Consider the following 22040-nt stretch of genomic DNA (forward strand, 5'->3'; position numbering starts at 1 on the left):
TAGCCCGTCCCGATCGGATATGCCCTGGTGAGCGGTGCGGACGGACTGCCTCCGTGGCACCCCGCGAGCCCCGGTACTCTGCGGTAGGCCTGGACTCCACACGAAGAGGTGCATCGTCTGTGACTCCGACTCCCCGTACCCGAAGGGCCGCACTGGTGGGCGCCGTCTGCACCCTCGTGGCGAGCGGGCTGGGGCTCACCGGGTGCAGTGAGGATCCGAACGAGGGCACCAACGGCGTCGGCAGACTGACCCCCGAGAAGATCCAGACCAAAACGAAGGCGGCCGCCACGGCGGCGGACACCGTCCGGCTGTCCGGATCCGTCGTCAGCAACGGCAAGACCTACAAGCTGGACGTGCGCCTGAAGGAAGGCGGCGGCACCGGCTCGGTGACCTCGGGCGACACGACGTTCCGGCTGCTGAAGGTCGGCGAGCACCTCTTCCTGAAGGCCGACGCCGAGTTCTGGGACCACGAGGACGGCGGCGGCAAGAACGACGACGACTCCGACGAGGCCGCCGCGGACAAGCTGGACGGCATGTACGTCAAGGTCCCCACCGGCGACCCGGCCTACCAGCGGTTCAGCGGCTTCACCGACAAGGACGTCCTCCTCAACAGCCTGCTGACCCTGCACGGCACCCTCTCCACCGACGGCCACCACGACCAGTCCGGCACCCGCACCGTCCGCATCACCGGCGACAAGGGCGCGGGCGGCACCCTCGACGTCTCCCTCGAGGGCACCCCCTATCCGCTCCGCCTGGTCCGCGCCGGCGACGCGGGCACCATCCTCCTCACCGACTGGGGCAAGGACTTCCCCCTGGAGGAACCGGACAAGAAGTCGGTCGTCGACTACGGCAAACAACTCCCGACGTCGTAGGACGGGCCGACGAGCGTTCGGGGCCGCAGGCCCCCGAAGGGGCGCGGGGAACCGCGCGACCAGCCACGACGAACCCTCCAGCCGCCGACGGACGCACGACCCCCGCCCCGGTGGGCGAAGGAAGCACACCCCCGCCCCGGTGGGCGAACGAAACCCCTCAGCCCTGCTTCTTCCGACGCTTGAAAAGCAGCCGGGGCAACCCGGCCGGCACCGGCTGCCGCGTCGTCGCCGGCGTCGGCAGCGGAGCCCGCGCCAGATCGCCGTCGGGCAGCGGCGCGGTCGTCCCCGTCGGTTCCAGACGGAGCACCCGGCACTCCCGCGCCCACCGCTCCGGCATGGCCTCACCGTCGGGCGCGTTGAGCCGCTTCCCCTTGAGCTCGGCCACGGCCGCGTCCCACTCGGGCGACCGGGGGGCCAGCTCCACGACCGTCGCGTCCCAGGTCACGAGCCGCCCGCCCTTGTCCTTGCTGCGCACGGTCACCACGGCCGGGCCGCCGTCGGCGAGCCCCGGCAGCGGCTGTTCCCCCGGCCCGTCGCCGACCAGACACACCGCGCCCTCGTGCCAGACGTGCCACAGCGCCCGCGACGGCACCCCGGGCCCCTGGGCGTGCGCCGACGGCGCCCCGCCGCCGCTCACCCAGATGAGCCCGGACTTCTTGGTGGCCTCCTCGACGAGGGCCCGGTCGAGCAGCTGTTCCGTCATGCCGTCAGCCTAGGCCCTGGCCCCCCGGCGGCGCCGGGCGGCTACAGCCACCCGTTCCGCTTGAGCGTGCGGTGGATGCCCAGGCAGAGCGCCACCGTGACGCCGAGGACCACCGGGTAGCCGAACTTCCAGTGCGTCTCCGGCATGTAGTCGAAGTTCATGCCGTACACCCCGCAGACCATCGTCGGCACGGCGATGATCGCCGCCCATGAGGTGATCTTGCGCATGTCCTCGTTCTGGGCGACGGAGGCCTGCGCCAGGTTCGCCTGGAGGATCGAGTTCAGCAGCTCGTCGAAGCCGACGACCTGCTCCTGCACGCGGGCGAGGTGGTCGGCCACGTCACGGAAGTACTTCTGGATGTCCGGGTCGACCAGCCGCATCGGACGCTCGCTCAGCAGCTGCATGGGGCGCACCAGAGGCAGTACCGCCCGCTTGAACTCCATGACCTCGCGCTTGAGTTGGTAGATGCGGCCGGCGTCGGTGCCCCGGGGCGTGCCCTTGCGTCCGGGGGAGAACACCTCCGTCTCCACCTCGTCGATGTCGTCCTGCACCGCGTCCGCGACCGCCACGTACCCGTCGACGACGTGGTCGGCGATGGCGTGCAGCACGGCGGAGGGGCCCTTCGCGAGCAACTCCGGGTCGTCCTGCAGCCGGTGACGGAGCGCCCGCAACGAGCCCTGGCCGCCGTGCCGGACGGTGATGAAGAAGTCCCGCCCGGTGAAGCACATCACCTCGCCGGACTCCACCACCTCGCTGGTGGCGGTGAGTTCGTCGTGCTCGACGTAGTGGATGGTCTTGAAGACGGTGAAGAGGGTGTCGTCGTAGCGCTCCAGCTTCGGCCGCTGGTGCGCGTGCACCGCGTCCTCCACGGCCAGCGGGTGCAGCCCGAACTCGGCCGCGATACCGGCGAATTCGGCCTCGGACGGCTCGTGCAGACCGATCCACACGAACCCGCCGTCCCGGCGTACCTGACGGATCGCCTCGTGCGGGGCGAGGGTGCGCTCGAACGTGACGCGCGCGCCGTCCCGGTAGACGGCACAGTCGACGACGGCCGTGGTCGCCTCCGCGGGGCGGGTGGCGTCGTACACGGCCCCGTCCTTGCGCAGCGACAGCCGGGACGGCCGGGAGGGGCGGACCGCGGCGCGCAGGTTGTTGATCATCGACATGGGCAGACTCCTTCGCAACGAAAGGCCGCCGACGACGGTTGGAACTACCCGGAATGAGGACGTTTTGGCTTCCGATGTTTGGCACGTCCACAAAGCGGGGAGCACCGCACCGTCGCGGTGACAGCTTCGCTTGATTCAGATCGGCGACGTCGGATCGATGCGGTCTGATCGGCGACGGCTGATCGGTGATGGGATCAAGGCGGGAAAGAAGTGCTCTTCCGTTGCGCGACGACCGACGAGCGGCACGACGCGAGTGAGGGTGGCAGCCAAGCAGAGAGCTGACGCGAGAGCTACGTGACTCAGCGGTCGGAAGAGCGGGTGGTACTGCACGGTCGACTTCGGTCCATCGCAGCCCCACCTCCTCCGGCCGGTCCCTCGTAAGGGACGTTCCATACCCCATCCGGGGTTCCCCGTAGGGGAGTCAGTTCTCTCTGGCCGGGACAAGAGGGCTTGAGAGCGACGCTTCTGCGTGCTGCCCGCGTGTTGTTCCGACCGGCGCCCCAGACTAACAGTCGACTGAAGTGTCAAGGCGCCCGTTTGCCGGTTCCTGACGAGTTCTATGCTCGGTTCATGGTTGATGTTCTTCCGTTGGTGGAAGCCCGTTTGCGGTCCGCGCTGGGCGAGCCGGACGCGCGCGCCGCGGTCACCTTCCTCGGTACGGACCGCATCGAGGTGCTCCGCTTCACCGACGGCGACGTCGTCCGCTACGCCACGCTCGGCATGTCCGCCCAGCCGATGGCCGACCCCACCGCGGTCCTCGCCGACCCCGTCAAGGGTCCCCGCGCCGAGCTCGTCCTGTCCGTACGGCACGGGATCGCCGACACCGACAAGGTGCTCCGCCCGCTCGCCGTGCTCGCCGCGTCACCGCAGGTGGAGGGTGTGGTCGTGGCGCCCGGCGCCTCCCTCGACGTGGGCGATCCGCTGTGGCCGGGCGCCCCCTTCACCTCCGTCCTCGTCGCCGAGTCCGGCGGCCTGGTCGAGGACCTCGAACTGGAGGCCCCCGCCGACCCCGTACGGTTCCTCCCCCTCCTTCCGATGACCCCCAACGAGGCGGCCTGGAAGCGCGTCCACGGCGCCCAGGCCCTCCAGGAGCGCTGGCTCACCCAGGGGACGGACCTCCGTGACCCCGTCCGTACGTCGGTCTCCCTGGACTAGGCCGACCGCCCCGAGGACTCCCTCCGCGACTTCCCCGTGTGACCGATGGCACGCCACACGTGACCGGTGGGCGCCCGGCAGGTGGCCGAAAATCGGCGCTTCCCTCCGTGGCGCGGGTAGTTGATCCCGATGGCGGGTTCTCCGGTCCCCCGGAGGGCCGGCCGCCGTCCGGCGTCCGGTGGTCGTGCGCGGAATGTGACGCGCACACGCCGGACGGGTGATCGTCCTTGACGCGAGGAAGCACGGGGAGGACCGTTGGGCCCTATGAGGGGCGAACCCAGTTGCCCGAAGTGTGGTGGCCGGGTCAGGGCTCCCGGCCTCTTTGCCGACTCCTGGCAGTGCGCTGTACACGGGACGGTGCACCCGCTGCAGCCCGTGATCCCGCCCAGCGTCGAGGCCCTCAGTGTCGTGGTGCACCGCGCCCAGGTGCCGGTGTGGATGCCGTGGCCGCTGCCGGTGGGCTGGCTGTTCACCGGCGCGGCCTTCGCCGGCGACGACCGCAGCGGAGGGCGCGCCACCGCCGTGGCCTGCTCCGGTCCGGGGCCGCTCGGCGGCATGGGTGAGCTGGTGCTCATCGCCGAGGAGCTCGGCGTGGGCCTCGGTGCCCGGTACGCCGGCATCGACGGACCCGACCCCGGCCCGTATCTCAGCGTCGAGAAACCGCCCCAGGCGAAGGTGCTCGCCGCGGGACGCCCCACGCCCCTCTGGCATGTCTCCGGCACCCCCGACGACCGCGCCGTCTTCGCCGGGGAGGCACTCGGCCTCTGGCTCTGGGCGGTCGTCTGGCCCGAACAGACGGGCCTGCTCATGTACGACGAACTGGTCCTGACCGACCTGCGGGACGCGGGCGCCGAGGTGGAACTGCTGCCCTGCGGCGCGCTCTCCCCGCGCATCCTGGAGCCGTAGGCGGCCCTGCGCCGGCACGTGTCTGGTCGGCGGGGGCCTGTCCGCGACGGCCGGGGGGCTTGTCCGCAACGACCGGGGCCTGTCCGCAACGGTTGCGGGCCCGTCCCGCAACGGCGGGGTGCCCCCTCCATGTGTAGGGGGCACTACCCGGTTTCGGGTGTGACCGGAGTGCTTCAAAAGGACGCTATTCTTGAGCGTCCGCTTTCGTTTCGTCTGTGCCTGGAGTCCGCGTCGTGCGCATTGATCTGCACTGCCACTCCACGGCCTCCGACGGTACGGACACCCCCGCCGAGCTGGTCCGCAAGGCCGGTGCCGCGGGCCTGGACGTGGTCGCGCTGACCGACCACGACACCACCCGCGGGTACGCCGAGGCGATCGCCGCGCTGCCGGAGGGGCTCACGCTCGTCACCGGCGCCGAGCTGTCGTGCCGCCTGGACGGCGTCGGCATGCACATGCTGGCCTACCTGTTCGACCCGGAGGAGCCCCGCCTGCTCGCCGAGCGCGAACTGGTCCGGGACGACCGGGTGCCGCGGGCCCGCGGCATGGTCGACAAGCTCAACGAACTGGGTGTGCCGGTCACCTGGGAACAGGTCGCCCGGATCGCCGGGGACGGCTCCGTGGGCCGGCCGCACGTGGCCACCGCCCTCGTCGAACTCGGCGTCGTACCGACCGTGAACGACGCGTTCTCCCCGCAGTGGCTCGCCGACGGCGGCCGCGCCTATGTCGAGAAGCACGAGACCGACCCGTTCGAGGCGATCCGGCTGATCAAGGGCGCCGGCGGAGTCGCGGTCGTCGCGCATCCCGCCGCCGTCAAACGAGGCCGCACCGTCCCCGAGTCCGCGATCGCCGACCTCGCCGCCGCCGGGCTCGACGGCATCGAGGTCGACCACATGGACCACGACCCGGCGACCCGGGCGCGGCTGCGCGGCCTGGCGAAGGAACTGGGGCTGCTCGCCACCGGATCCTCGGACTACCACGGCAGCCGCAAGACCTGTGAGCTCGGCGAGTACACGACCGATCCCGAGGTGTACGGGGAGATCACCCGCCGAGCCACCGGAGCGTTCCCCGTCCCGGGCACCGGCGGGAAGCGTTCGGTGCCTCGGCCGTAGGGCATCCGGCGGTTCGGCAGGAGGCGTGGTCGGCGGGTCGGTCGACGGGGCGGCCGGCAGGTCGATCCACGGCTTGGCGGGCGGGTCGGTCGGCGGATCACCTGATGGGTCGCCCCAGGGGTCGCTGATCGGGCGGGCAGGGGTGACCAGGTGGGTCGGCAGTCCCGCTGCTCGGCCTGAGGCTGCTCGACCTGAGGTCTCGCCCTCCCGTCCTCCGTCCTCCGCCCCCGTTCTCCGTGCTCACCCCCCGGCCCCGTCACCCGTTCGTCACCACCGGCGTAAGGCCCCCGCCCCGCCCTCCCCGCGCCCGCACCGCCCCGCTCCGCGATACGGGCCGGCCCCCCGCCCCTCTCCCTCCCCTTCCGCACACTCTCGCAAGGCACCCCCGTGTTCGATCTCGCCGTCTTCGGTTCCCTGTTCCTCACCCTGTTCGTGATCATGGATCCCCCCGGGATCACCCCGATCTTCCTCGGCCTCACCGCCGGGCGCCCCGCCCGGACGCAGAAGCGGATGGCGCTGCAGGCCGTCTGTGTGGCCGGAGGTGTGATCGCCGTCTTCGGTCTGCTGGGGCACCAGATACTCGACTACCTGCATGTCTCCGTTCCCGCGCTGATGATCGCGGGCGGACTGCTGCTCCTGCTGATCGCGCTCGATCTGCTCACCGGCAAGACGGACGAGCCCAAGCAGACGAAGGACGTGAACGTCGCCCTGGTGCCGCTCGGCATGCCGCTGCTCGCCGGGCCCGGGGCGATCGTGTCGGTGATCCTCGCGGTGCAGAAGGCGGACGGGGTGGCCGCCCAGGTGTCGGTGTGGGTCGCGATCCTCGCGATCCACGTCGTGCTGTGGCTGACGATGCGGTACTCGCTGCTGATCATCCGGGTCATCAAGGACGGCGGTGTGGTGCTGGTGACCCGGCTCGCGGGCATGATGCTGTCCGCCATCGCGGTGCAGCAGATCATCAACGGTGTCACGCAGGTGGTCCAGGGCAGCTGACGCCGACCCGCCAAACGTACAGCCGTGCAGGGGCCGGATGTACGCAGAGCCCCGTACGGCGCACCTCGGTGCGGCCCGCACGGGGCTCTGAAGTCTGCACGCATCCGCCCGATGCGGGGCGGCCGCGTCGGCCGGTCCTACGAAGCGGTCACGTCGGCGGGGCGGATCCAGAGACGCTGCCCGATGGCGGCGGCCTGCTGCACGATCCTGTTGACGGAGGCGGCGTCCACGACCGTGCTGTCGACGGGCGTGCCGTTGACGTCGTCGAGTCGCAGGATTTCGAAGCGCATGGCTTCTCCCTTCGTCTGGTCGTCCTCCCACTGGGGAGAACTACTGGCGGTGCGCGGGTCGTCGGTGCCCGTGTTCCATGAGGATTCAACGGTATGCCTGTTACAAACATTCCCTACGCTAAGGAAATTTTTCGAGAACCTAATTACTGGCTGGTAAGTGACGTTGTGGGTGTGTCTACCAGGAAGCTGTAAGACTGATTGGGACCGGTTGTGTTCGCAGCGTGACCGCCAGGACAATGGATGCATATGAACGACGACGACCTGGCGGCGCTCGGCGCCCGCATCGACCGTACGAACGAGCTGCTCCAGCGCATGCTCGCCGAGGTGGCGAAGACGCCCTCGACCCATGCGATCTTCGTCGACGCCGGGTATCTCTACGCGGCCGTGGGGCGGCTCGTCGCCGGGACGGAGGACCGGCGGTCCTTCGACCTCGATGCGGAAGGTCTCATCGACGCCCTGATCGACCGGGCCCGCACGATCTTCGCGGACAGCCGGCTGCTCCGGGTCTACTGGTACGACGGGGCGCGGCGCCGCATCCACACGGCGGAGCAGCAGTCCATCGCCGAGCTGCCGGACGTCAAGGTGCGGCTCGGCAACCTCAACGCGAACAACCAGCAGAAGGGCGTCGACTCCCTCATCCGCACGGACCTGGAGTCCCTGGCCAGGCACCGCGCCATCAGCGACGCGGCGCTGATCGGCGGCGACGAGGACCTGGTCTCGGCGGTCGAGGCCGCGCAGGGGTACGGGGCGCGCGTCCATCTGTGGGGCATCGAGGCGCCGGAGGGCCGCAACCAGGCCGAGCCGCTGCTCTGGGAGGTCGACAGCCAGCGCACCTTCGACCTCGACTTCTTCAAGCCGTACGTGTCCCGGAGGGCCGCCGTCCCGTACGAGGCCACCGCCGGGGCCCGGCCCACCCGTGAGGACGTCCGCTTCGTCGGCGCCCAGATCGCCGCGAAATGGCTGGCGTCCCGGGGCCGCGAGCCGCTCAAGGAACTCCTGCACGGCCACCCGTACCTGCCCGGCTCGGTCGACCAGGACCTCCTCGTCGAGGCGGAGGGGCTGCTCCAGTACTCGCTACGGGGCCAGGCGGATCTGAGAAGGGCGCTGCGGGACGGGTTCTGGGAGCACTTGAGGGCGCAGTACTAGCTAGCCAGTGCCGGCAGAGGGCGATCAGCCGGTCAGCTGATCCCAGAAGCCGATCAGGGCGGAGGCCGTGGCCTTCGGCCGGTCCGTGTTGGGGGAGTGCTCGGCGGCGGCGATGACCGTGCGGTGCGCCTGGAGGCGTGCGGCCATGTCGTCGAGGAGTGGGATCGGCCAGGTGTCGTCGCGCTCGCCGGACAGGACGTGTGTGGGCAGGCCCAGGGCGGCCAGTTCCGCGACGCGGTCGGGTTCCGCGCAGAGCTGCCGGCCGGTGGCGATGAGCTGCGCCGGGCTGTGGGCGAGCCAGCGGCGGCGCAGGTCGGCGCTGTCGTCCAGCCCTTCGTCGAGGCCGCCGGTGTCGGTCTCCTCCGGCGGTTCCATCGCCTGGATGGCGTCCCACACCTGCTCCATGCCCATCACGGCCAGGGCGTCCCTCAACAGCTTCACGCGCTGCTGCTGACTCTGCGAGATCTGGGCCGGGCCCGAGGCCATCAGGGTGAGGGAGGCGAAGGGGGAGGGGTCCAGGAGGACGGCGGCGCGGCAGATCTGACCGCCGAGTGAGTGGCCGAGGAGATGCAGGGGGGCGCCGTCGCCGACGACCTGTGCCTGGGCGAGCAGGTCCCTCGCCAACTCGTCCTGCGCATACGGCGACTCGTCGTCCTTGGGGCCCTCGCTCTCGTACTGGCCCCGTCCGTCCACGGCGACGGAGCGGTAGCCGGCCTCCGCCAAGGGTTCGTGCAGCGCGATGAAGTCCTCCTTGCTGCCCGTGAACCCCGGCACGAGGAGCACGGTGCCCTTCACCGGGTTGCCCGCCTCGATGACGGCGAACTCACCACGCGAGGTGCGCAGCCGGTGGGCGCGGGCACCGGGGGGAGGGGTGAACGTGGGAGGACGGCTCATGGGGCGAGGGTAACCGGAGACCGAGGAGAGGAATCACCCTGCAGGGTGGTTCGGGGGGGCCGTCGGGAGACGATGGGCGCACACGGCCGGTCCTTCACCCGGCGGCTGAGTGGGTGGGGGTTGATCGCGCAGTTCACCGCGCCCCTGAGCCCGCCCCAGCTGCCGTTGGAGGGCCGCAGACCCCATCAGCAGCTGACCCCTGAACGGCCGCAGGCCCCTTCAGGGACGCGGGGAACGGTGCGCCAAGCCCCCACGGACCCGCATCTGCTCCTGGAACCCCATGACCCGCATACGCCGCTCCGGCCAGGCGGGGTCGAAGGGGCGGCAGCCCCTGGGGAGGGGAGGGGACGGGTAGGGGCGGCGGGAGCGAGGAAACCCGTGTCCGGCTCCGGCGGTCGCGCCCCCGCCGGAACGCCGGAGGCCCGGCCCCCAGGAAGGGGAACCGGGCCTCCGCGCAGCCGGCTACTACCTGACCTCAGCCATCCGTCGGCTCCACAGCAGCCGCAGCCTTCCGCACCCGCCGACGCGGCGCCGGCGTCTCAGCCGCACCCGCACCGGCGTCCTCGACGGCAACAGCCGGAGCGGCAGCCTTGCGCGTACGACGCGGCTTGGTGGCCTGCTCCTCCGTCGGCTGCGCCGGAACCGACGCCTCGATCGGAGCCTCCGCGACCTTCCGCGTACGCCGACGCGTCTTCGGCGCGGTCTCCTCGGCCACGGCCACGGCCCCGGCCGCGTCGACCGGCGCCTCCGCGACCTTGCGGGTGGTCCGGCGGCGCGTCTTGGGCGCGCTCTCCTCGGCGGCGGCCGTCCCGTCACCCGTGGCCTCGGCCGTCGCCGCGGTCTTGCGGGTGGTCCGGCGGCGCTTGGGCGCGGCCTCCTCGGTGGCGGGCGCGCCCTCGGCCGTGTCGAGCGCGGCTTCGGCGGCGGGCGCCTCGGCAGCCGCGGGGGCCTCCGTGGCCTTCCGCGTACGCCGGCGCGTCTTCGGCGCGGCCTCCTCGGCGACCGTGGTCTCGCCCACGTCGACCGTGTCAACCGGTGCCTCGGCGACCTTCCGCGTCCGGCGCCGCGTCTTGGGCGCAGCCTCTTCGGCCACGGCCTCGGACGCGTCGACCGGCGCCTCCGCGACCTTGCGGGTGGTCCGGCGGCGCGCCTTGGGGGCGGCCTCCTCGGTGGCGGGCGCGCCCTCGGCCGTGTCGAGCGCGGCTTCGGCGGCGGGCGCCTCGGCAGCCGCGGGGGCCTCTGCGGCCTTCCGCGTACGCCGACGCGTCTTCGGCGCGGCCTCCTCGGCGACCGTGTCGACCGTCAGCTCGGCGGCCGGAGCCTCGACCGGCTCCGCCGAGGCCGTCTTGCGCGTGCGGCGGCGGCGCGGCTTCGCCTCGTCGGCGGCAGGCAGGGCGTCGGCGGTGTCCGCGACGTCCGCGACCGTGCTCACGGCCGAAGCCTTCACGGCGTCCGCGGCGTCGGGGGTGGCGGAGGTGGCGTCCAGGGCCTTCTCGGACCCCTCCGCCTCCACCGCCGACGTCACCGTCTGGGCCGTCGGCGCCGTACCGCCGCGGGTGCGACGACGACGGCGGGGTGTACGGGGGCCGGCGTCGGCCTCGGTGGACGTGCCCGGCGTCTCCGTGGGCCGCGTCGGCTCGGTGACCGCCGTCGCCTCGGGGGCCGTCGCGTCCACGGTGGCGCCACCGCGCGTCCGGCGGCGACGGCGCGGCGTACGCGCCGGGCGCTCACGCTCCGCGGAGGGCGCTGGGCCGGAGGAACGTCCGCCACGCCCGCGGGCACCGCGACCACCCGGCTCACCGAGGTCTTCCAGCTCCTCGGCGTCGAGTCCGGCCCGCGTGCGCTCCGATCGCGGCAGGACACCCTTGGTGCCCGCCGGGATGCTCAGTTCCTCGAAGAGGTGCGGGGACGTGGAGTACGTCTCCGGCGGGTCGTTGAACCCGAGGTCCAGCGCCTTGTTGATGAGCTGCCAGCGCGGGATGTCGTCCCAGTCGACGAGGGTGATCGCGATGCCCTTGGCGCCCGCGCGGCCCGTACGGCCGATGCGGTGCAGGTACGTCTTCTCGTCCTCGGGGGACTGGTAGTTGATGACGTGGGTCACGCCCTCGACGTCGATGCCGCGCGCGGCGACGTCGGTGCAGACGAGGACGTCGACCTTGCCGTTGCGGAACGCGCGCAGCGCCTGCTCACGGGCGCCCTGGCCGAGGTCGCCGTGGACCGCACCGGAGGCGAAGCCGCGCTGCTTGAGCTGGTCGGCCAGGTCGGCGGCCGTGCGCTTGGTGCGGCAGAAGACCATGGCCAGTCCCCGGCCGTCGGCCTGCAGTATGCGCGCGACCATCTCGGGCTTGTCCATGTTGTGCGCGCGGTAGACGTGCTGCGAGGTGTTCGCGACCGTCGCGCCCTCGTCGTCCGGGGCCGTGGCGCGGATGTGCGTCGGCTGGGACATGTAACGGCGGGCGAGACCGATGACCGCGCCCGGCATGGTCGCCGAGAACAGCATCGTCTGACGGCGGGCCGGAAGCATGTTGATGATCTTCTCGACGTCGGGCAGGAAGCCCAGGTCGAGCATCTCGTCGGCCTCGTCGAGGACCAGGCACTTGACGTGCTTCAGGTTCAGTTTCTTCTGGCCGGCGAGGTCGAGGAGTCGTCCGGGGGTGCCGATGACGACGTCGACGCCCTTCTTCAGGGCCTCGACCTGCGGCTCGTAGGCGCGGCCGCCGTAGATCGCGGTGACGCGGACGTTGCGCACCTTGCCGGCCGTCAGCAGGTCGTTGGTGACCTGGGTGCACAGCTCGCGGGTGGGGACGACGACGAGCGCCTGCGGGGCCTCGGTGAGGTCCTCGGGCTTGGCGCGGCCGGCCTCGACGTCGGCGGGGACGGTGACGCGCTCCAGGAGCGGCAGGCCGAAGCCGAGCGTCTTGCCGGTGCCGGTCTTGGCCTGGCCGATGACGTCGGTGCCGGAAAGAGCGACCGGGAGCGTCATCTCCTGGATGGGGAAGGGAGTGACGATGCCGACGGCTTCCAGGGCCTCGGCCGTCTCGGGAAGGATTCCGAGATCTCGAAAAGTCGTAGTCAGGGTGCTGCCTCTTCTGTGTACGCGGTGTGGCGCGAGCGCGGGGGTCGTGTCGTCTGACCGTGCCTGGGGGCATCGGCCGCCCTCACGGGCTGGCCGTGTGGCACGGGACCACTGCCGACGCTCTAGCGCTCATACCGCTGAGGGGTTCCCTCCGGACGCCGTACGCGGAGTGCCGTACGGAACAGGAGGGCTGTCGGGTCGGAGCCGATCGGGCCACCGACCGGGCATCCTCATGCGTGCGGCCTGTCGAGAGACGGTCGAGATACCGCGGTGGTACGTCGACGTACTCAGCAGGCGCATTACCACCATACCCCGGAAACGCGCACATGCGATGGCCGATTTGGTCACGTAGTCGTCGTCACACCGATCGACCGGACCCTTCCGCCCTGCGCAGAGCGGGCTATTGTGCGCTTCATGACCACGTCTGACAAGCCTGAGAACGCCGCCGGTACCGCTGAGACGGCCGAGACCGCCGAGGTCACCGGCATCGCCGCCCAGGACTGGGCCCAAGCCTCGGCCGACCCGCAGTACCGCGCCGCCGTCGTGGATCTGCTCGGAGCGCTGGCGTACGGGGAGCTCGCGGCGTTCGAACGGCTCGCGGAGGACGCGAAGCTGGCGCCGACGCTCGTCGACAAGGCGGAGCTGGCGAAGATGGCCGCCGCCGAGTTCCACCACTTCGAGAGGTTGCGGGACCGGCTCACGGAGATCGGCGAGGAGCCGACGCGCGCCATGGAGCCGTTCGTGGACGCGCTCGACGGCTTCCACAAGCAGACTGCGCCGTCGGACTGGCTGGAGGGCCTGGTCAAGGCGTATGTCGGCGACTCGATCGCCAGTGACTTCTACCGGGAGGTCGCGGCGCACCTCGACGCGGACACGCGCGGGCTGGTGCTCGCCGTCCTCGACGACACCGGGCACGCCGGGTTCGCGGTGGAGAAGGTGCGGGCCGCGATCGACGAGGACCCGCGGGTCGGCGGGCGGCTGGCGCTGTGGGCGCGGCGGCTGATGGGCGAGGCGCTGTCGCAGTCGCAGCGGGTCGTGGCCGACCGGGACGCCCTGTCCACGATGCTCGTGGGCGGCGTGGCCGACGGGTTCGACCTGGCCGAGGTGGGGCGGATGTTCTCCCGGATCACCGAGGCGCACACGAAGCGGATGGCGGCGCTCGGCCTGGCCGCGTGAGCCGCTGCTTGCATTGAGCGCCCGGCCGCCATGAGCCGCTGGTTGCATTGAGGGCCCGGCCGCCATGAGCCGCTGGTTGCATTGAGGGCCCGGCCGCCGTGAGCCCCCGGCCGCCGCGGGCCGCTGACTTCGCGGCCGGCTAGGGCCTGTCGTTTGGATCATGCCTGGGACGCGGGGCGTGCGAGGCCGGTCGCGGATGCGCGGTCGGTCGCGCCCGCTCGGTGGCGCCGCGGCTCCGCGTCTCTTCGGAGGGCTCGCCGTGGCGCGGGCTACGCGGTGGCCGACCTGCGTCGAAAACGCTCCGTCGGCCGAAGCAGGAGCGACAACGACGCCGCGGCGACGATCGCCCCGCCGCTCAGGAGCACCAGGACGTTCGTGGAACCCAGGGCGGTGTGGGTGAGGAACGCGCCGAAGAGGGCGCCCGCCACGCCGGTCGGCAGGACGAGCGTGCGGGGCGGCAGACGGTGCGGCAGGCGGTAGACGGCGGCCCAGGCGAGGGCGAGCCCGACGAGTGCGGATCCGAGCGCTTCCAAGAACATGATCGGGTTCCCTCCCACACAGCCTGGCCTGGGCAAATCGGTCGTAGCCGGTACTACCCGCGAGTCACGGAAGGCAATCCTCCCCCTGTGGACGAGTTGTGGAGGGACGCATACGGAGGGGCCCGGTGGTTTCATACCACCGGGCCCCTCCGTACACGTCGTGCGCCTCTCGGCTACAGCGCGCTGAAACCGACCTTGCGGACGGTCGGCTCGCCGATGTCGATGTAGGCGAGACGGTCGGCAGGGATCAGCACCTTGCGACCGTGCTCGTCCGTGAGGCTCAGCAGCGCCGACTTGCCGGCCAGCGCCTCGGACACGGCACGCTCGACCTCCTCGGCACTCTGACCGCTCTCCAGAACGATCTCGCGGGGCGCGTGCTGCACGCCGATCTTGACCTCCACGGCTATGTCCCTCCGACGGTCAGTGAAGTGCGCGGGCGTCCGCGCCGTACCCAGCACACATTAGCCCGGTGAGGGGACGTCCACCCTCCGCTCGGCAACGCCAGGAGCGAACAGGGTGCGGGAACAAAACCCCGGACCAGGGGTGTGCCGATCAACGGTCCGGGGCCGCGGGCGACGGTCAGTGGTGCTCGATGCCGTGCAGCGGGAAGCCGGCGATGCCGCGCCACGCCAGCGACGCCAGCAGCTGGACCGCCTGCTCGCGCGGGACGCTGCGGTCGCTGTGCAGCCAGGACCGCGCCACGACCTGGGCGAGCCCGCCGAGGCCCGAGGCGAGGAGCATCGACTCCGCGCGCGACAGACCGGTGTCCTCGGCGATGACGTCGCAGATGGCCTCCGCGCACTCGTTCGTGACCTTGTCGACGCGCTCGCGCACGGCGGGCTCGTTCGTCAGGTCCGACTCGAAGACCAGCCGGAAGGCGCCGCCCTCGTCCTCGACGTACGCGAAGTACGCGTCCATCGTCGCCCGTACGCGCTGCTTGTTGTCGGTCGTCGACGCGAGCGCGCCGCGCACGGCCTGGATGAGGGACTCGCAGTGCTGGTCCAGCAGGGCCAGGTAGAGGTCGAGCTTGCCTGGGAAGTGCTGGTAGAGGACCGGCTTGCTGACACCGGCGCGCTCGGCGATGTCGTCCATCGCGGCCGCGTGATAGCCCTGGGCCACGAAGACTTCCTGGGCGGCGCCCAGCAGCTGGTTCCGTCGGGCTCGGCGCGGAAGGCGTGTGCCCCGCGGGCGTGCCGCCTCTGTCTGCTCGATGGCTGTCACGCCGCCTCCCAAATCGTCCATGTGCGGTGTGCGCCGCGCCGCCATCGTACTTTTCGGTAACCCTGGCGCGCGCGGTGCGAGCGCAGAATTTCACGGACCGGACGCCTGGGAAAGTGCCGCGGACCACGTCAAACGCGGGCAGGGTGGACAGAAGGAAGCCCTTTCCCGTCACCGGTCGTCGTCTTTCGCGTCACCGGCGGTCGTCCTCGGGGACGGGGCTCCTGTGGGCACGCGGGCGTGGTCGGCCGCCGGCGGTCCCCGGGCGAGGGGCCCGCTCTAGCGGTAGTCGTCCTCGTCGAGGTCGACCACCCGGGCCTGTTCGGCGAGATCGGCCGGGTTGGCGACGCCCGGATCGACGTCGGTCAACGGGTCGTCCCGGTCCGGGGTGACGTACGTGTGCTGCTCGGCGGCATCGGCCTCGGGGGCCTCGACGTCGTCGATCTCCACGGAATCGGCCTCCGTCTCCGCGAACGTCTCGGGATCGGTGGGGTCAACGGCCATCGTGGTTTCCCCTTCCTGCTCCTGCCTCGGTGCTGCCGGAACCCTGTGAAGCGGCAGGGGCCACGTACGGGTGTGCCTTGCTGTCTACGAGCCTAGGAGACAGCCGAACGTGGCGCTATGCGGTCCGGTGGTGACGGGACGGTTCGCTCTACGAGTTGTTCCATGAGTCGTTCCCTCCGGTACCCCGCCGTACGTGGCTCGATCTGTGACGGCGAACACATGAACCACTACGTGATCGTCTCGTAACATTGCCGCATGTCTTCGACCGAGCTGCCGTCCCTGATGACCGCCACCGCGTCGCCGAAGGCGAGTTCCGTGCGCGTGGCGCCGGGGGAGCGGCTCAGGTCGGTGCGTCTGCCGGGGATCACTCTGGCGGTCCGGTCGAGACCCCCGGCCCGTGACGATCTGCCGCCCGCCCTGTACGTACACGGCCTGGGCGGCTCCTCGCAGAACTGGTCGGCGCTGATGCCGCTGCTCGACGACCTGGTGGCCAACGAGGCCGTCGACCTGCCCGGTTTCGGCGACTCGCCGCCGCCGGACGACGGCAACTACTCGGTCACGGGACACGCGCGTGCCGTCATCCGCTATCTGGACGCGTCCGGGCGCGGCCCGGTGCACCTCTTCGGCAACTCCCTCGGCGGCGCGGTCACCACCCGCGTCGCGGCCCTGCGCCCCGACCTCGTCCGGACGCTGACGCTGGTGTCGCCCGCACTGCCCGAACTGCGTGTACAGCGCACCGCGGTGCCGACCGGGATGCTCGCGGTCCCCGGTGCCGCGGCACTCTTCACCCGCTTCACCAAGGGCTGGACCGCCGAGCAGCGAGTCCGGGGTGTCATGGCGCTCTGCTACGGCGACCCCGGCCGCGTCACGGGGGAGGGCTTCCGCAACGCGGTGGAGGAGATGGAGCGGCGCCTGCGGCTTCCCTATATGTGGGACGCGATGACGAGGTCAGCCCGCGGCATCGTCGACGCGTACACACTGGGCGGGCAGCACTCGCTGTGGCGTCAGGCCGAGCGGGTCCTCGCCCCGACGCTCCTTGTCTACGGCCGCCGTGACCAGCTCGTCGGCTACCGCATGGCCCAGCGCGCCGCCCGCGCCTTCCGCGACTCGCGCCTCGTCTCCCTGCCGGACGCCGGGCACGTCGCCATGATGGAGTACCCGGAGGCGGTCGCCGCGGCGGTCCGCGACCTGCTGGCCGATACGACCAGGAGGGCGTCGAACGGTGTGGGAGGCTCTGAGGGACATGGCTCCGGGACGCGGCAATCAGGCGTACGGGGCTCGGCGACGTCGGCCCCGGACGGGGCGGACGCGAAGCGGGTGAACGGGGAGTCCGTGAACGGCAAGCCGGTGAAGGGCGAGGCCGACGAATCCACCGGGGACGGGGTCGTCCCCGGCGCCCCCGCTATGGGGAGCTGAGGCGCGGCGTGGGACGACACAGCCGCAAGGGGCGGGCGCCGAAAGGCGACACGAGCGAGAACTCGACGGCGGCTCCAGCGGGCCCGCCGGTAGGGGGCGACCACGGGGCGGTGCTCGGCGGACCACGTCCGGGGTACGAGGGGGCCCCGGGCCCGGGCATGCGGCGCCTTGCCGACGGCCCGCCCGCGCACGGTTTCCCCCGTCATGCCGAAGGCCCGCCCGTGCGCGGTGTCCCGCGATTCCCCGACGGCACGCCGGCACACGGGTTCCCGCGTCCGCCGGACGGTACGCCCGCCCATGGGTTTCCGCGTCTTCCGGACGGCGGTTCGGGGCAACGAGTGCCGCGTTTCCCGGACGGCACACCCGCGCACGGTTTCCCCTGTCTCCCCGACGGCACCCCCGGCCGAGGCGTCCCGCAGAGTCGTGGCGGGCATCCCGAGCACCGTGAAGCGGGCGGCGGCTGGGGCCGGTTGGGCGGTGAGACGCGACCACTCCCGGGTGACGGACAGGGTGCGTACGGGGCTCCTTCGGGGGCCCCGTACGGCGCGCCCGGCGGCCCTTCGTACGGCATGCGGCACGGCGAGTCCGGCGGCCCCTCCTCCGGCGCGCCCGGGGAGGGTCAGGGTCGGCGCATCCCCATCCCTCGGCAGCGGCAGGAAGCCGCGCCACCGCCGCCGGGCGGGCCGCGGCAGGCCTACCTGGACGCCTTCGACGAAGAGCGACCGCCGACCGGTGAGTCCGGCGAGGGCAAGGACACCGGGAGGAGCGGCAAGGGGCGGGCGTTCGCCGGGATCGCGGCCGCCGCCGTCACCACCGTGCTCGCGGTCATCGTCGGCGGGCAGGTCACCGGCGGCCAGGAGGACACCACCGCCCAGGGGCGGGCCGCCGACGCCGCCGACCGCGCCGTTCGGGGCGCCTCACGCAGCGACGACCGGCCCACGCCGTCCAGTCCGCCGAGCATGCGCGCGACCCCGCTCTCGTACGACGAGAAGATGGGTCAGAAGTACGCACTAGCCGCGGACCTGGAGGGCAACGGCAAGTTCCAGACCGTCAGGGGCTTCGACAAGGCGCCCGGGACGGGACGGAAGTACCGCTACCGGGTCGACGTCGAGGAAGGGCTCGTCCTCGACGCGGAACTGTTCGCCCAGGCCGTCCAGAAGACACTGAACGACGACCGGAGTTGGGCGCACAACGGCGGCCGCACCTTCGAACGGATCTCCTCCGGGAAGCCCGACTTCGTGATCACACTGGCAAGTCCGGGCACCACCGCCGTGTGGTGTGCCAAGTCGGGGCTCGACACGACGGTGGACAACGTGTCGTGCGACTCCGCCGCCACTGAGCGCGTGATGATCAATGCCTATCGCTGGGCCCAGGGTTCGAAGACCTACGGCGACCGCATCCACGCGTACCGGCAGATGCTGATCAACCACGAGATCGGGCACCGTCTCGGCTACAGCCACGTGACCTGCGACAAGGACGGTGACCTCGCCCCCGTCATGCAGCAGCAGAGCAAGTTCCTCTCCTACGACGGGATCACCTGCAAGGCCAACCCGTGGGCGTTCCCCGAAGGTTGAGTTTCTGACGCACCGTAGTCGACTGATCCCCTAGCGCGACGAAACGCGTTCCGCTAGGGAAAGTTACGACCGTTCACCCCTTTTGGTGGCGCGACGGACAACCGTCCGTCGCGCCACCGCCATGTCCGCATACGTTCGTCCCGCTGCGAGCCGCCGGGTGAACGGCGGCTCCCCAAACGGGAGATCGGGGGTGCACACGTGCGCATCGGACTGCTTACGGAGGGTGGCTATCCGTATGTGAGCGGTGACGCCAGGCTCTGGTGCGACCGACTCGTGCGTGGGCTGGAGCGACACGAGTTCGACGTCTACGCGCTCAGCCGTAGTGAGCAACAGGAGGACGAGGGCTGGGTCCCGCTTCCGCCGCAGGTCAGCCGCGTCCGGACGGCACCGCTGTGGACGGCCGAGGACGACGGTGTGGTCCACCGCCGCCGGGCGCGGCGGCGCTTCACGGAGGCGTACGGCGAACTGGCGTCGGTGATCTGCTCCGCCGGGACGCCTGAGACGCGAGAAGCCGGCGGAACGGGAGAAGAAGCTCCCGGAACGGGAAGAGCCCTCGGAATGGGAGATGCCCCCGAGAGCGGCTCCCGTCGTGAGGCGGACCGTTTCGGCAACGCGCTGTACGGGCTTGCCGAGCTGGCCCGTGACGAGGGTGGACTGGTGGGCGCCCTGCGCTCGGAAGCCGCCGTCCACACACTCGAACGCGCCTGTCGTGCGCCGGGCGCACTCGGAGCGGCGCGCGAAGCCCGCGTACCGGATCTGCTGACCGTCGCCGCCCACCTCGAACGCGCCCTGCGCCCCCTCTCGCTCGACTGGTACGAGGACGACGGGCTCGGCTCGGTCGACCTGTGCCACGCCGCGGCCGGCGGCTCGGCCGCCCTGCCCGGTCTGCTGGCCGCCCACTTCCACGAGGTGCCGCTCCTGGTCACCGAGTACGGCGTGCCGCTGCGCGCGCACTACCTCGGGGCCTCCGGTGACGCGCCGGTGCGCGCCCTGCTCGCGGCCTTCCACCGGCGACTCACCGCCGAGGTCTACCGGCGCGCCGCCTGTCTCACCCCCGGAAACACCCACGCCCGACGCTGGCAGGAACGCTGCGGCGCCGACCGGGCGAAGATCCGCACGGTCTATCCCGGCATGGAGGCGTCCCGCTTCGCCGAGGTGGGGGAGGCGCCGGAGAGCGCGGACCCCCACACCCTGGTCTGGGTCGGCCGTGTCGAGCCGGCCAAGGACCTGGTCTCCCTGCTGCACGCCTTCGCCGAGATCCGCAGAGCGGAGCCGAAGGCCCGGCTCAGAATCGTCGGAGCGGCCGCGGGCGACGAGGGGGCCGCCTATCTCGGCCACTGCAGGGCCCTGGCCGCGCAACTCTTCCCCGACGAGGCCGACGGAGTGCACGCCGTCGGTGACAACCCCGTCTCCTTCGAGGAGATCGGCGACCCCGCCGTCCCCGATCTTGCCGAGGCGTACGCGTCCGGCGCCGTCGTCGTCCTGTCGAGTGTCGTCGAGGGGTTTCCCATCAGCCTCGTGGAGGCCATGTTCTGCGGACGGCCCACGGTGTCCACGGATGCCGGCGCGGTCGTCGAGGTCATCGGCGGGACGGGGCTCGTCGTCCCGCCCCGCAACCCGAAGGCGCTTGCGGAGGCGTGCGTGGCGCTCCTGCGCGCACCCGAGCGACGTGCGCGCCTCGGCGCGGCCGCCCGCGCACGCGCCCTCGAACTGTTCACGGTCGAGCAGAACGTCGCCGCGTTTCGCGGCATCTACCTGGAGGTCGTCTCCCACGCCCCGGTACGGAAGGACGTCCTCGACGAGACCGACGCGCCCCTGCCGTTCGGCGCCCCTGCCGAGGCGCACGTCCCCGGCCGCTGGACCGAGCCCCGGCTGGGGACGGGAGGCCTCGGTGTTGCCGGCATGGCCGGTGCGGCGGGCGTGGCCGGTGCCGTCACGGCGGGCTCGGGCGTCGGCGGGGTTGCGTCCGGCCGTCCCCGCTGGGCCGTGGAAACCCCCGTCCACACCATGGGAACGCCTCCGGCCGCTACCGGTGAACCCGTGCCGGCGGGAGAGGGAGCGCGATGAGCGAGCTGCGGCTGGACGGCCTGGAGAGCAGGGACGGGGCCGACGAACTGGCCGGGCCCGGTCCGGCTGAGCCGAGTCCTGCTGGCGAAGGCCGGACCTCCCACGAACCTGAATCCCCGCCCGCCGCCGGACGCGGGGCCGTGGACCCCGTGAAAGCCCTGATGCACCGGCACCGGGAGCTGTGCGAACGGGCCGTGGACCCGCTGGAGATCGCCGCCGGGCTGGAGGCCCACGGGGTCACCGACCGCACGGCCGCCCGCTTCCGGCACCGGGACGTCTTCTCGCTCGCCGAGGAGATGTACGCGCGCGTGCCCCGTGACGCGGAGACACCCCCGGAGCGTCGGCCGATGCCCGCCGCGTCCGGGCCGGGCGGCGGCTGGGCGGTCCTCGCCCTTCTCCCGGGCGCCCTCTGCGCGGCGGCCGTGGCCGGTGTACGGCTCACCCACGGCCAACCCCGCCTCGCCGTCGTCACGGCCGGCATCCTCGCCGTCGCCCTCGGCCTGCGCGTCGCCCTCCGCCGCGGCCCGCTCGGGTCGCCGCTCGGTACTACCGGCCGCAGCGGCACATGGACCTGCTGGCTGCTCGCGTACGCCCTGCTCGGCGACGGACTGCTCGCCGCCGGTCTCGCCGACGGCCCCGACGGCCCCTGGGCCCTCGCCACGGCACCCGTCCTGGCACTCGCCCTGAGCTGCGCTCCCGCCCTTTGGTGCGCCCACCTCCTCTCCGTACGCGCACGCCGCAAGCTCGTCGCGAGCCGCGGCCTCGCCGACTTCGCCGACTCCGTGAAGCCCCTGCTTCTCGGCGTGTTCGCCCTGTACCTGTGCGCCCTGGTCTTCCTGCTCGCCCTGTGCGGCACGGTCCTGGACGAACCGGCCGTCTCCGTGGGGGCGGTCGCCCTCGGCGCGCTGCTTCTGCTGGCCCGCCTCCTCAGCACCCACGGCTTCCCCCACGCCCCCGCCACCGTCCTGTGCACGGCGGCGTTGACCGAGACCTGCGCCCTCGCCACCGTCTTCGCGAGCCGCCTGCCCGGCTACTCCTTCCTGGCCGTCCCCGTCAGGACGGTCACCGACGCCTGGGGACCGGGCGCCGTCCCCGCCCTGGTCTGCGGCACTGCCGCACTCCTCCTCCTCGTGCACGCCACCCGCACCCTCACCCGGGCCTCGGCCCACGCCCGCCCGCCGGGGGCGGTCTGACCCCACTCCGGCCGGTCCACGGCGCGGTCACCACAGACCGCAG

20 protein-coding genes are annotated in these 22040 nt (G+C 72.0%); 11 read left to right on the top strand and 9 right to left on the bottom strand.

Going from position 1 to position 22040, the window contains the following annotated elements:
* Positions 1-119 precede the first annotated feature (119 nt).
* The gene (locus tag ACZ4Z3_RS10615) at positions 120-872 is read left to right on the top strand and encodes a hypothetical protein (protein WP_468500608.1); all 753 of its coding nucleotides are present in this window, start codon (positions 120-122) and stop codon (positions 870-872) included.
* Positions 873-1029: 157 nt separating this feature from the next.
* On the opposite strand, the gene ACZ4Z3_RS10620 is transcribed toward ACZ4Z3_RS10615, so the two are convergent.
* Both ACZ4Z3_RS10620 and ACZ4Z3_RS10625 read right to left on the bottom strand, forming a co-directional pair.
* A complete protein-coding gene (locus tag ACZ4Z3_RS10620; protein ID WP_468500609.1) occupies positions 1030-1575 on the bottom strand; it encodes a hypothetical protein in 546 nt (181 codons plus the stop codon).
* Between the two features lie 41 nt (positions 1576-1616).
* Positions 1617-2741: a magnesium and cobalt transport protein CorA gene (locus ACZ4Z3_RS10625; protein ID WP_468500610.1), complete on the bottom strand. Its 1125-nt coding sequence runs from the start codon at positions 2739-2741 to the stop codon at positions 1617-1619.
* Positions 2742-3311: 570 nt separating this feature from the next.
* Between ACZ4Z3_RS10625 and ACZ4Z3_RS10630 the strand changes: the two genes are divergently transcribed.
* From ACZ4Z3_RS10630 to ACZ4Z3_RS10645, 4 genes are all read left to right on the top strand, one after another.
* Positions 3312-3896, top strand: coding sequence for a suppressor of fused domain protein (locus tag ACZ4Z3_RS10630; RefSeq protein WP_468500611.1), 585 nt, complete (start codon positions 3312-3314; stop codon positions 3894-3896).
* 264 nt (positions 3897-4160) lie between these two features.
* Positions 4161-4802 (top strand): DUF6758 family protein, encoded by a 642-nt coding sequence (locus ACZ4Z3_RS10635; protein ID WP_055520711.1) that lies wholly within the window; start codon positions 4161-4163, stop codon positions 4800-4802.
* Positions 4803-5035: 233 nt separating this feature from the next.
* A complete protein-coding gene (locus tag ACZ4Z3_RS10640; RefSeq protein ID WP_468500612.1) occupies positions 5036-5911 on the top strand; it encodes a PHP domain-containing protein in 876 nt (291 codons plus the stop codon).
* 387 nt (positions 5912-6298) lie between these two features.
* Positions 6299-6904 carry a MarC family protein gene (locus ACZ4Z3_RS10645; protein ID WP_055542815.1) on the top strand — a complete coding sequence of 202 codons (606 nt, stop codon included), beginning with the start codon at positions 6299-6301 and terminating at the stop codon, positions 6902-6904.
* A 137-nt stretch (positions 6905-7041) separates the two neighbouring features.
* Here ACZ4Z3_RS10645 and ACZ4Z3_RS10650 read toward each other — a convergent pair whose 3' ends face one another.
* Positions 7042-7194 carry a hypothetical protein gene (locus ACZ4Z3_RS10650; RefSeq protein WP_099967352.1) on the bottom strand — a complete coding sequence of 51 codons (153 nt, stop codon included), beginning with the start codon at positions 7192-7194 and terminating at the stop codon, positions 7042-7044.
* Between the two features lie 240 nt (positions 7195-7434).
* On the opposite strand from ACZ4Z3_RS10650, the gene ACZ4Z3_RS10655 reads away from it, so the two are divergent.
* The gene (locus ACZ4Z3_RS10655) at positions 7435-8340 is read left to right on the top strand and encodes an NYN domain-containing protein (RefSeq protein ID WP_107424150.1); all 906 of its coding nucleotides are present in this window, start codon (positions 7435-7437) and stop codon (positions 8338-8340) included.
* Between the two features lie 24 nt (positions 8341-8364).
* On the opposite strand, the gene ACZ4Z3_RS10660 is transcribed toward ACZ4Z3_RS10655, so the two are convergent.
* Together ACZ4Z3_RS10660 and ACZ4Z3_RS10665 are read right to left on the bottom strand one after the other, a co-directional pair.
* A complete protein-coding gene (locus tag ACZ4Z3_RS10660; RefSeq protein WP_468500613.1) occupies positions 8365-9234 on the bottom strand; it encodes an alpha/beta fold hydrolase in 870 nt (289 codons plus the stop codon).
* A gap of 475 nt (positions 9235-9709) precedes the next feature.
* Positions 9710-12217: a DEAD/DEAH box helicase gene (locus tag ACZ4Z3_RS10665; RefSeq protein ID WP_468500614.1), complete on the bottom strand. Its 2508-nt coding sequence runs from the start codon at positions 12215-12217 to the stop codon at positions 9710-9712.
* A gap of 498 nt (positions 12218-12715) precedes the next feature.
* Here ACZ4Z3_RS10665 and ACZ4Z3_RS10670 point away from each other — a divergent pair, with 498 nt between their 5' ends.
* On the top strand, positions 12716-13486 hold the full coding sequence (locus ACZ4Z3_RS10670) for a ferritin-like fold-containing protein (RefSeq protein ID WP_468500615.1): 771 nt from the start codon (positions 12716-12718) through the stop codon (positions 13484-13486).
* 269 nt (positions 13487-13755) lie between these two features.
* On the opposite strand, the gene ACZ4Z3_RS10675 is transcribed toward ACZ4Z3_RS10670, so the two are convergent.
* The 4 genes from ACZ4Z3_RS10675 to ACZ4Z3_RS10690 form a co-directional block, all read right to left on the bottom strand.
* Positions 13756-14025, bottom strand: a complete 270-nt coding sequence (locus ACZ4Z3_RS10675; RefSeq protein WP_468500616.1) for a hypothetical protein — start codon at positions 14023-14025, stop codon at positions 13756-13758.
* A gap of 173 nt (positions 14026-14198) precedes the next feature.
* Positions 14199-14426 carry a DUF3107 domain-containing protein gene (locus ACZ4Z3_RS10680; protein WP_055514448.1) on the bottom strand — a complete coding sequence of 76 codons (228 nt, stop codon included), beginning with the start codon at positions 14424-14426 and terminating at the stop codon, positions 14199-14201.
* A 178-nt stretch (positions 14427-14604) separates the two neighbouring features.
* Positions 14605-15246, bottom strand: coding sequence for a TetR/AcrR family transcriptional regulator (locus ACZ4Z3_RS10685; protein ID WP_055514444.1), 642 nt, complete (start codon positions 15244-15246; stop codon positions 14605-14607).
* Positions 15247-15522: 276 nt separating this feature from the next.
* Positions 15523-15747 carry a hypothetical protein gene (locus ACZ4Z3_RS10690; protein ID WP_107463251.1) on the bottom strand — a complete coding sequence of 75 codons (225 nt, stop codon included), beginning with the start codon at positions 15745-15747 and terminating at the stop codon, positions 15523-15525.
* A 255-nt stretch (positions 15748-16002) separates the two neighbouring features.
* Between ACZ4Z3_RS10690 and ACZ4Z3_RS10695 the strand changes: the two genes are divergently transcribed.
* From ACZ4Z3_RS10695 to ACZ4Z3_RS10710, 4 genes are all read left to right on the top strand, one after another.
* A complete protein-coding gene (locus tag ACZ4Z3_RS10695; protein ID WP_468500617.1) occupies positions 16003-17163 on the top strand; it encodes an alpha/beta fold hydrolase in 1161 nt (386 codons plus the stop codon).
* Between the two features lie 8 nt (positions 17164-17171).
* On the top strand, positions 17172-18737 hold the full coding sequence (locus tag ACZ4Z3_RS10700; RefSeq protein WP_468500618.1) for a DUF3152 domain-containing protein: 1566 nt from the start codon (positions 17172-17174) through the stop codon (positions 18735-18737).
* 198 nt (positions 18738-18935) lie between these two features.
* On the top strand, positions 18936-20804 hold the full coding sequence (locus ACZ4Z3_RS10705; protein ID WP_468500619.1) for a DUF3492 domain-containing protein: 1869 nt from the start codon (positions 18936-18938) through the stop codon (positions 20802-20804).
* Entirely contained in the window at positions 20801-21997 is a 1197-nt protein-coding gene (locus ACZ4Z3_RS10710; protein WP_468500620.1) for a hypothetical protein, read from the top strand. The genes ACZ4Z3_RS10705 and ACZ4Z3_RS10710 overlap by 4 nt, the downstream gene beginning before the upstream one ends.
* Positions 21998-22040 lie beyond the last annotated feature (43 nt).

This window comes from Streptomyces sp. NPDC030296 (genome assembly GCF_055572815.1).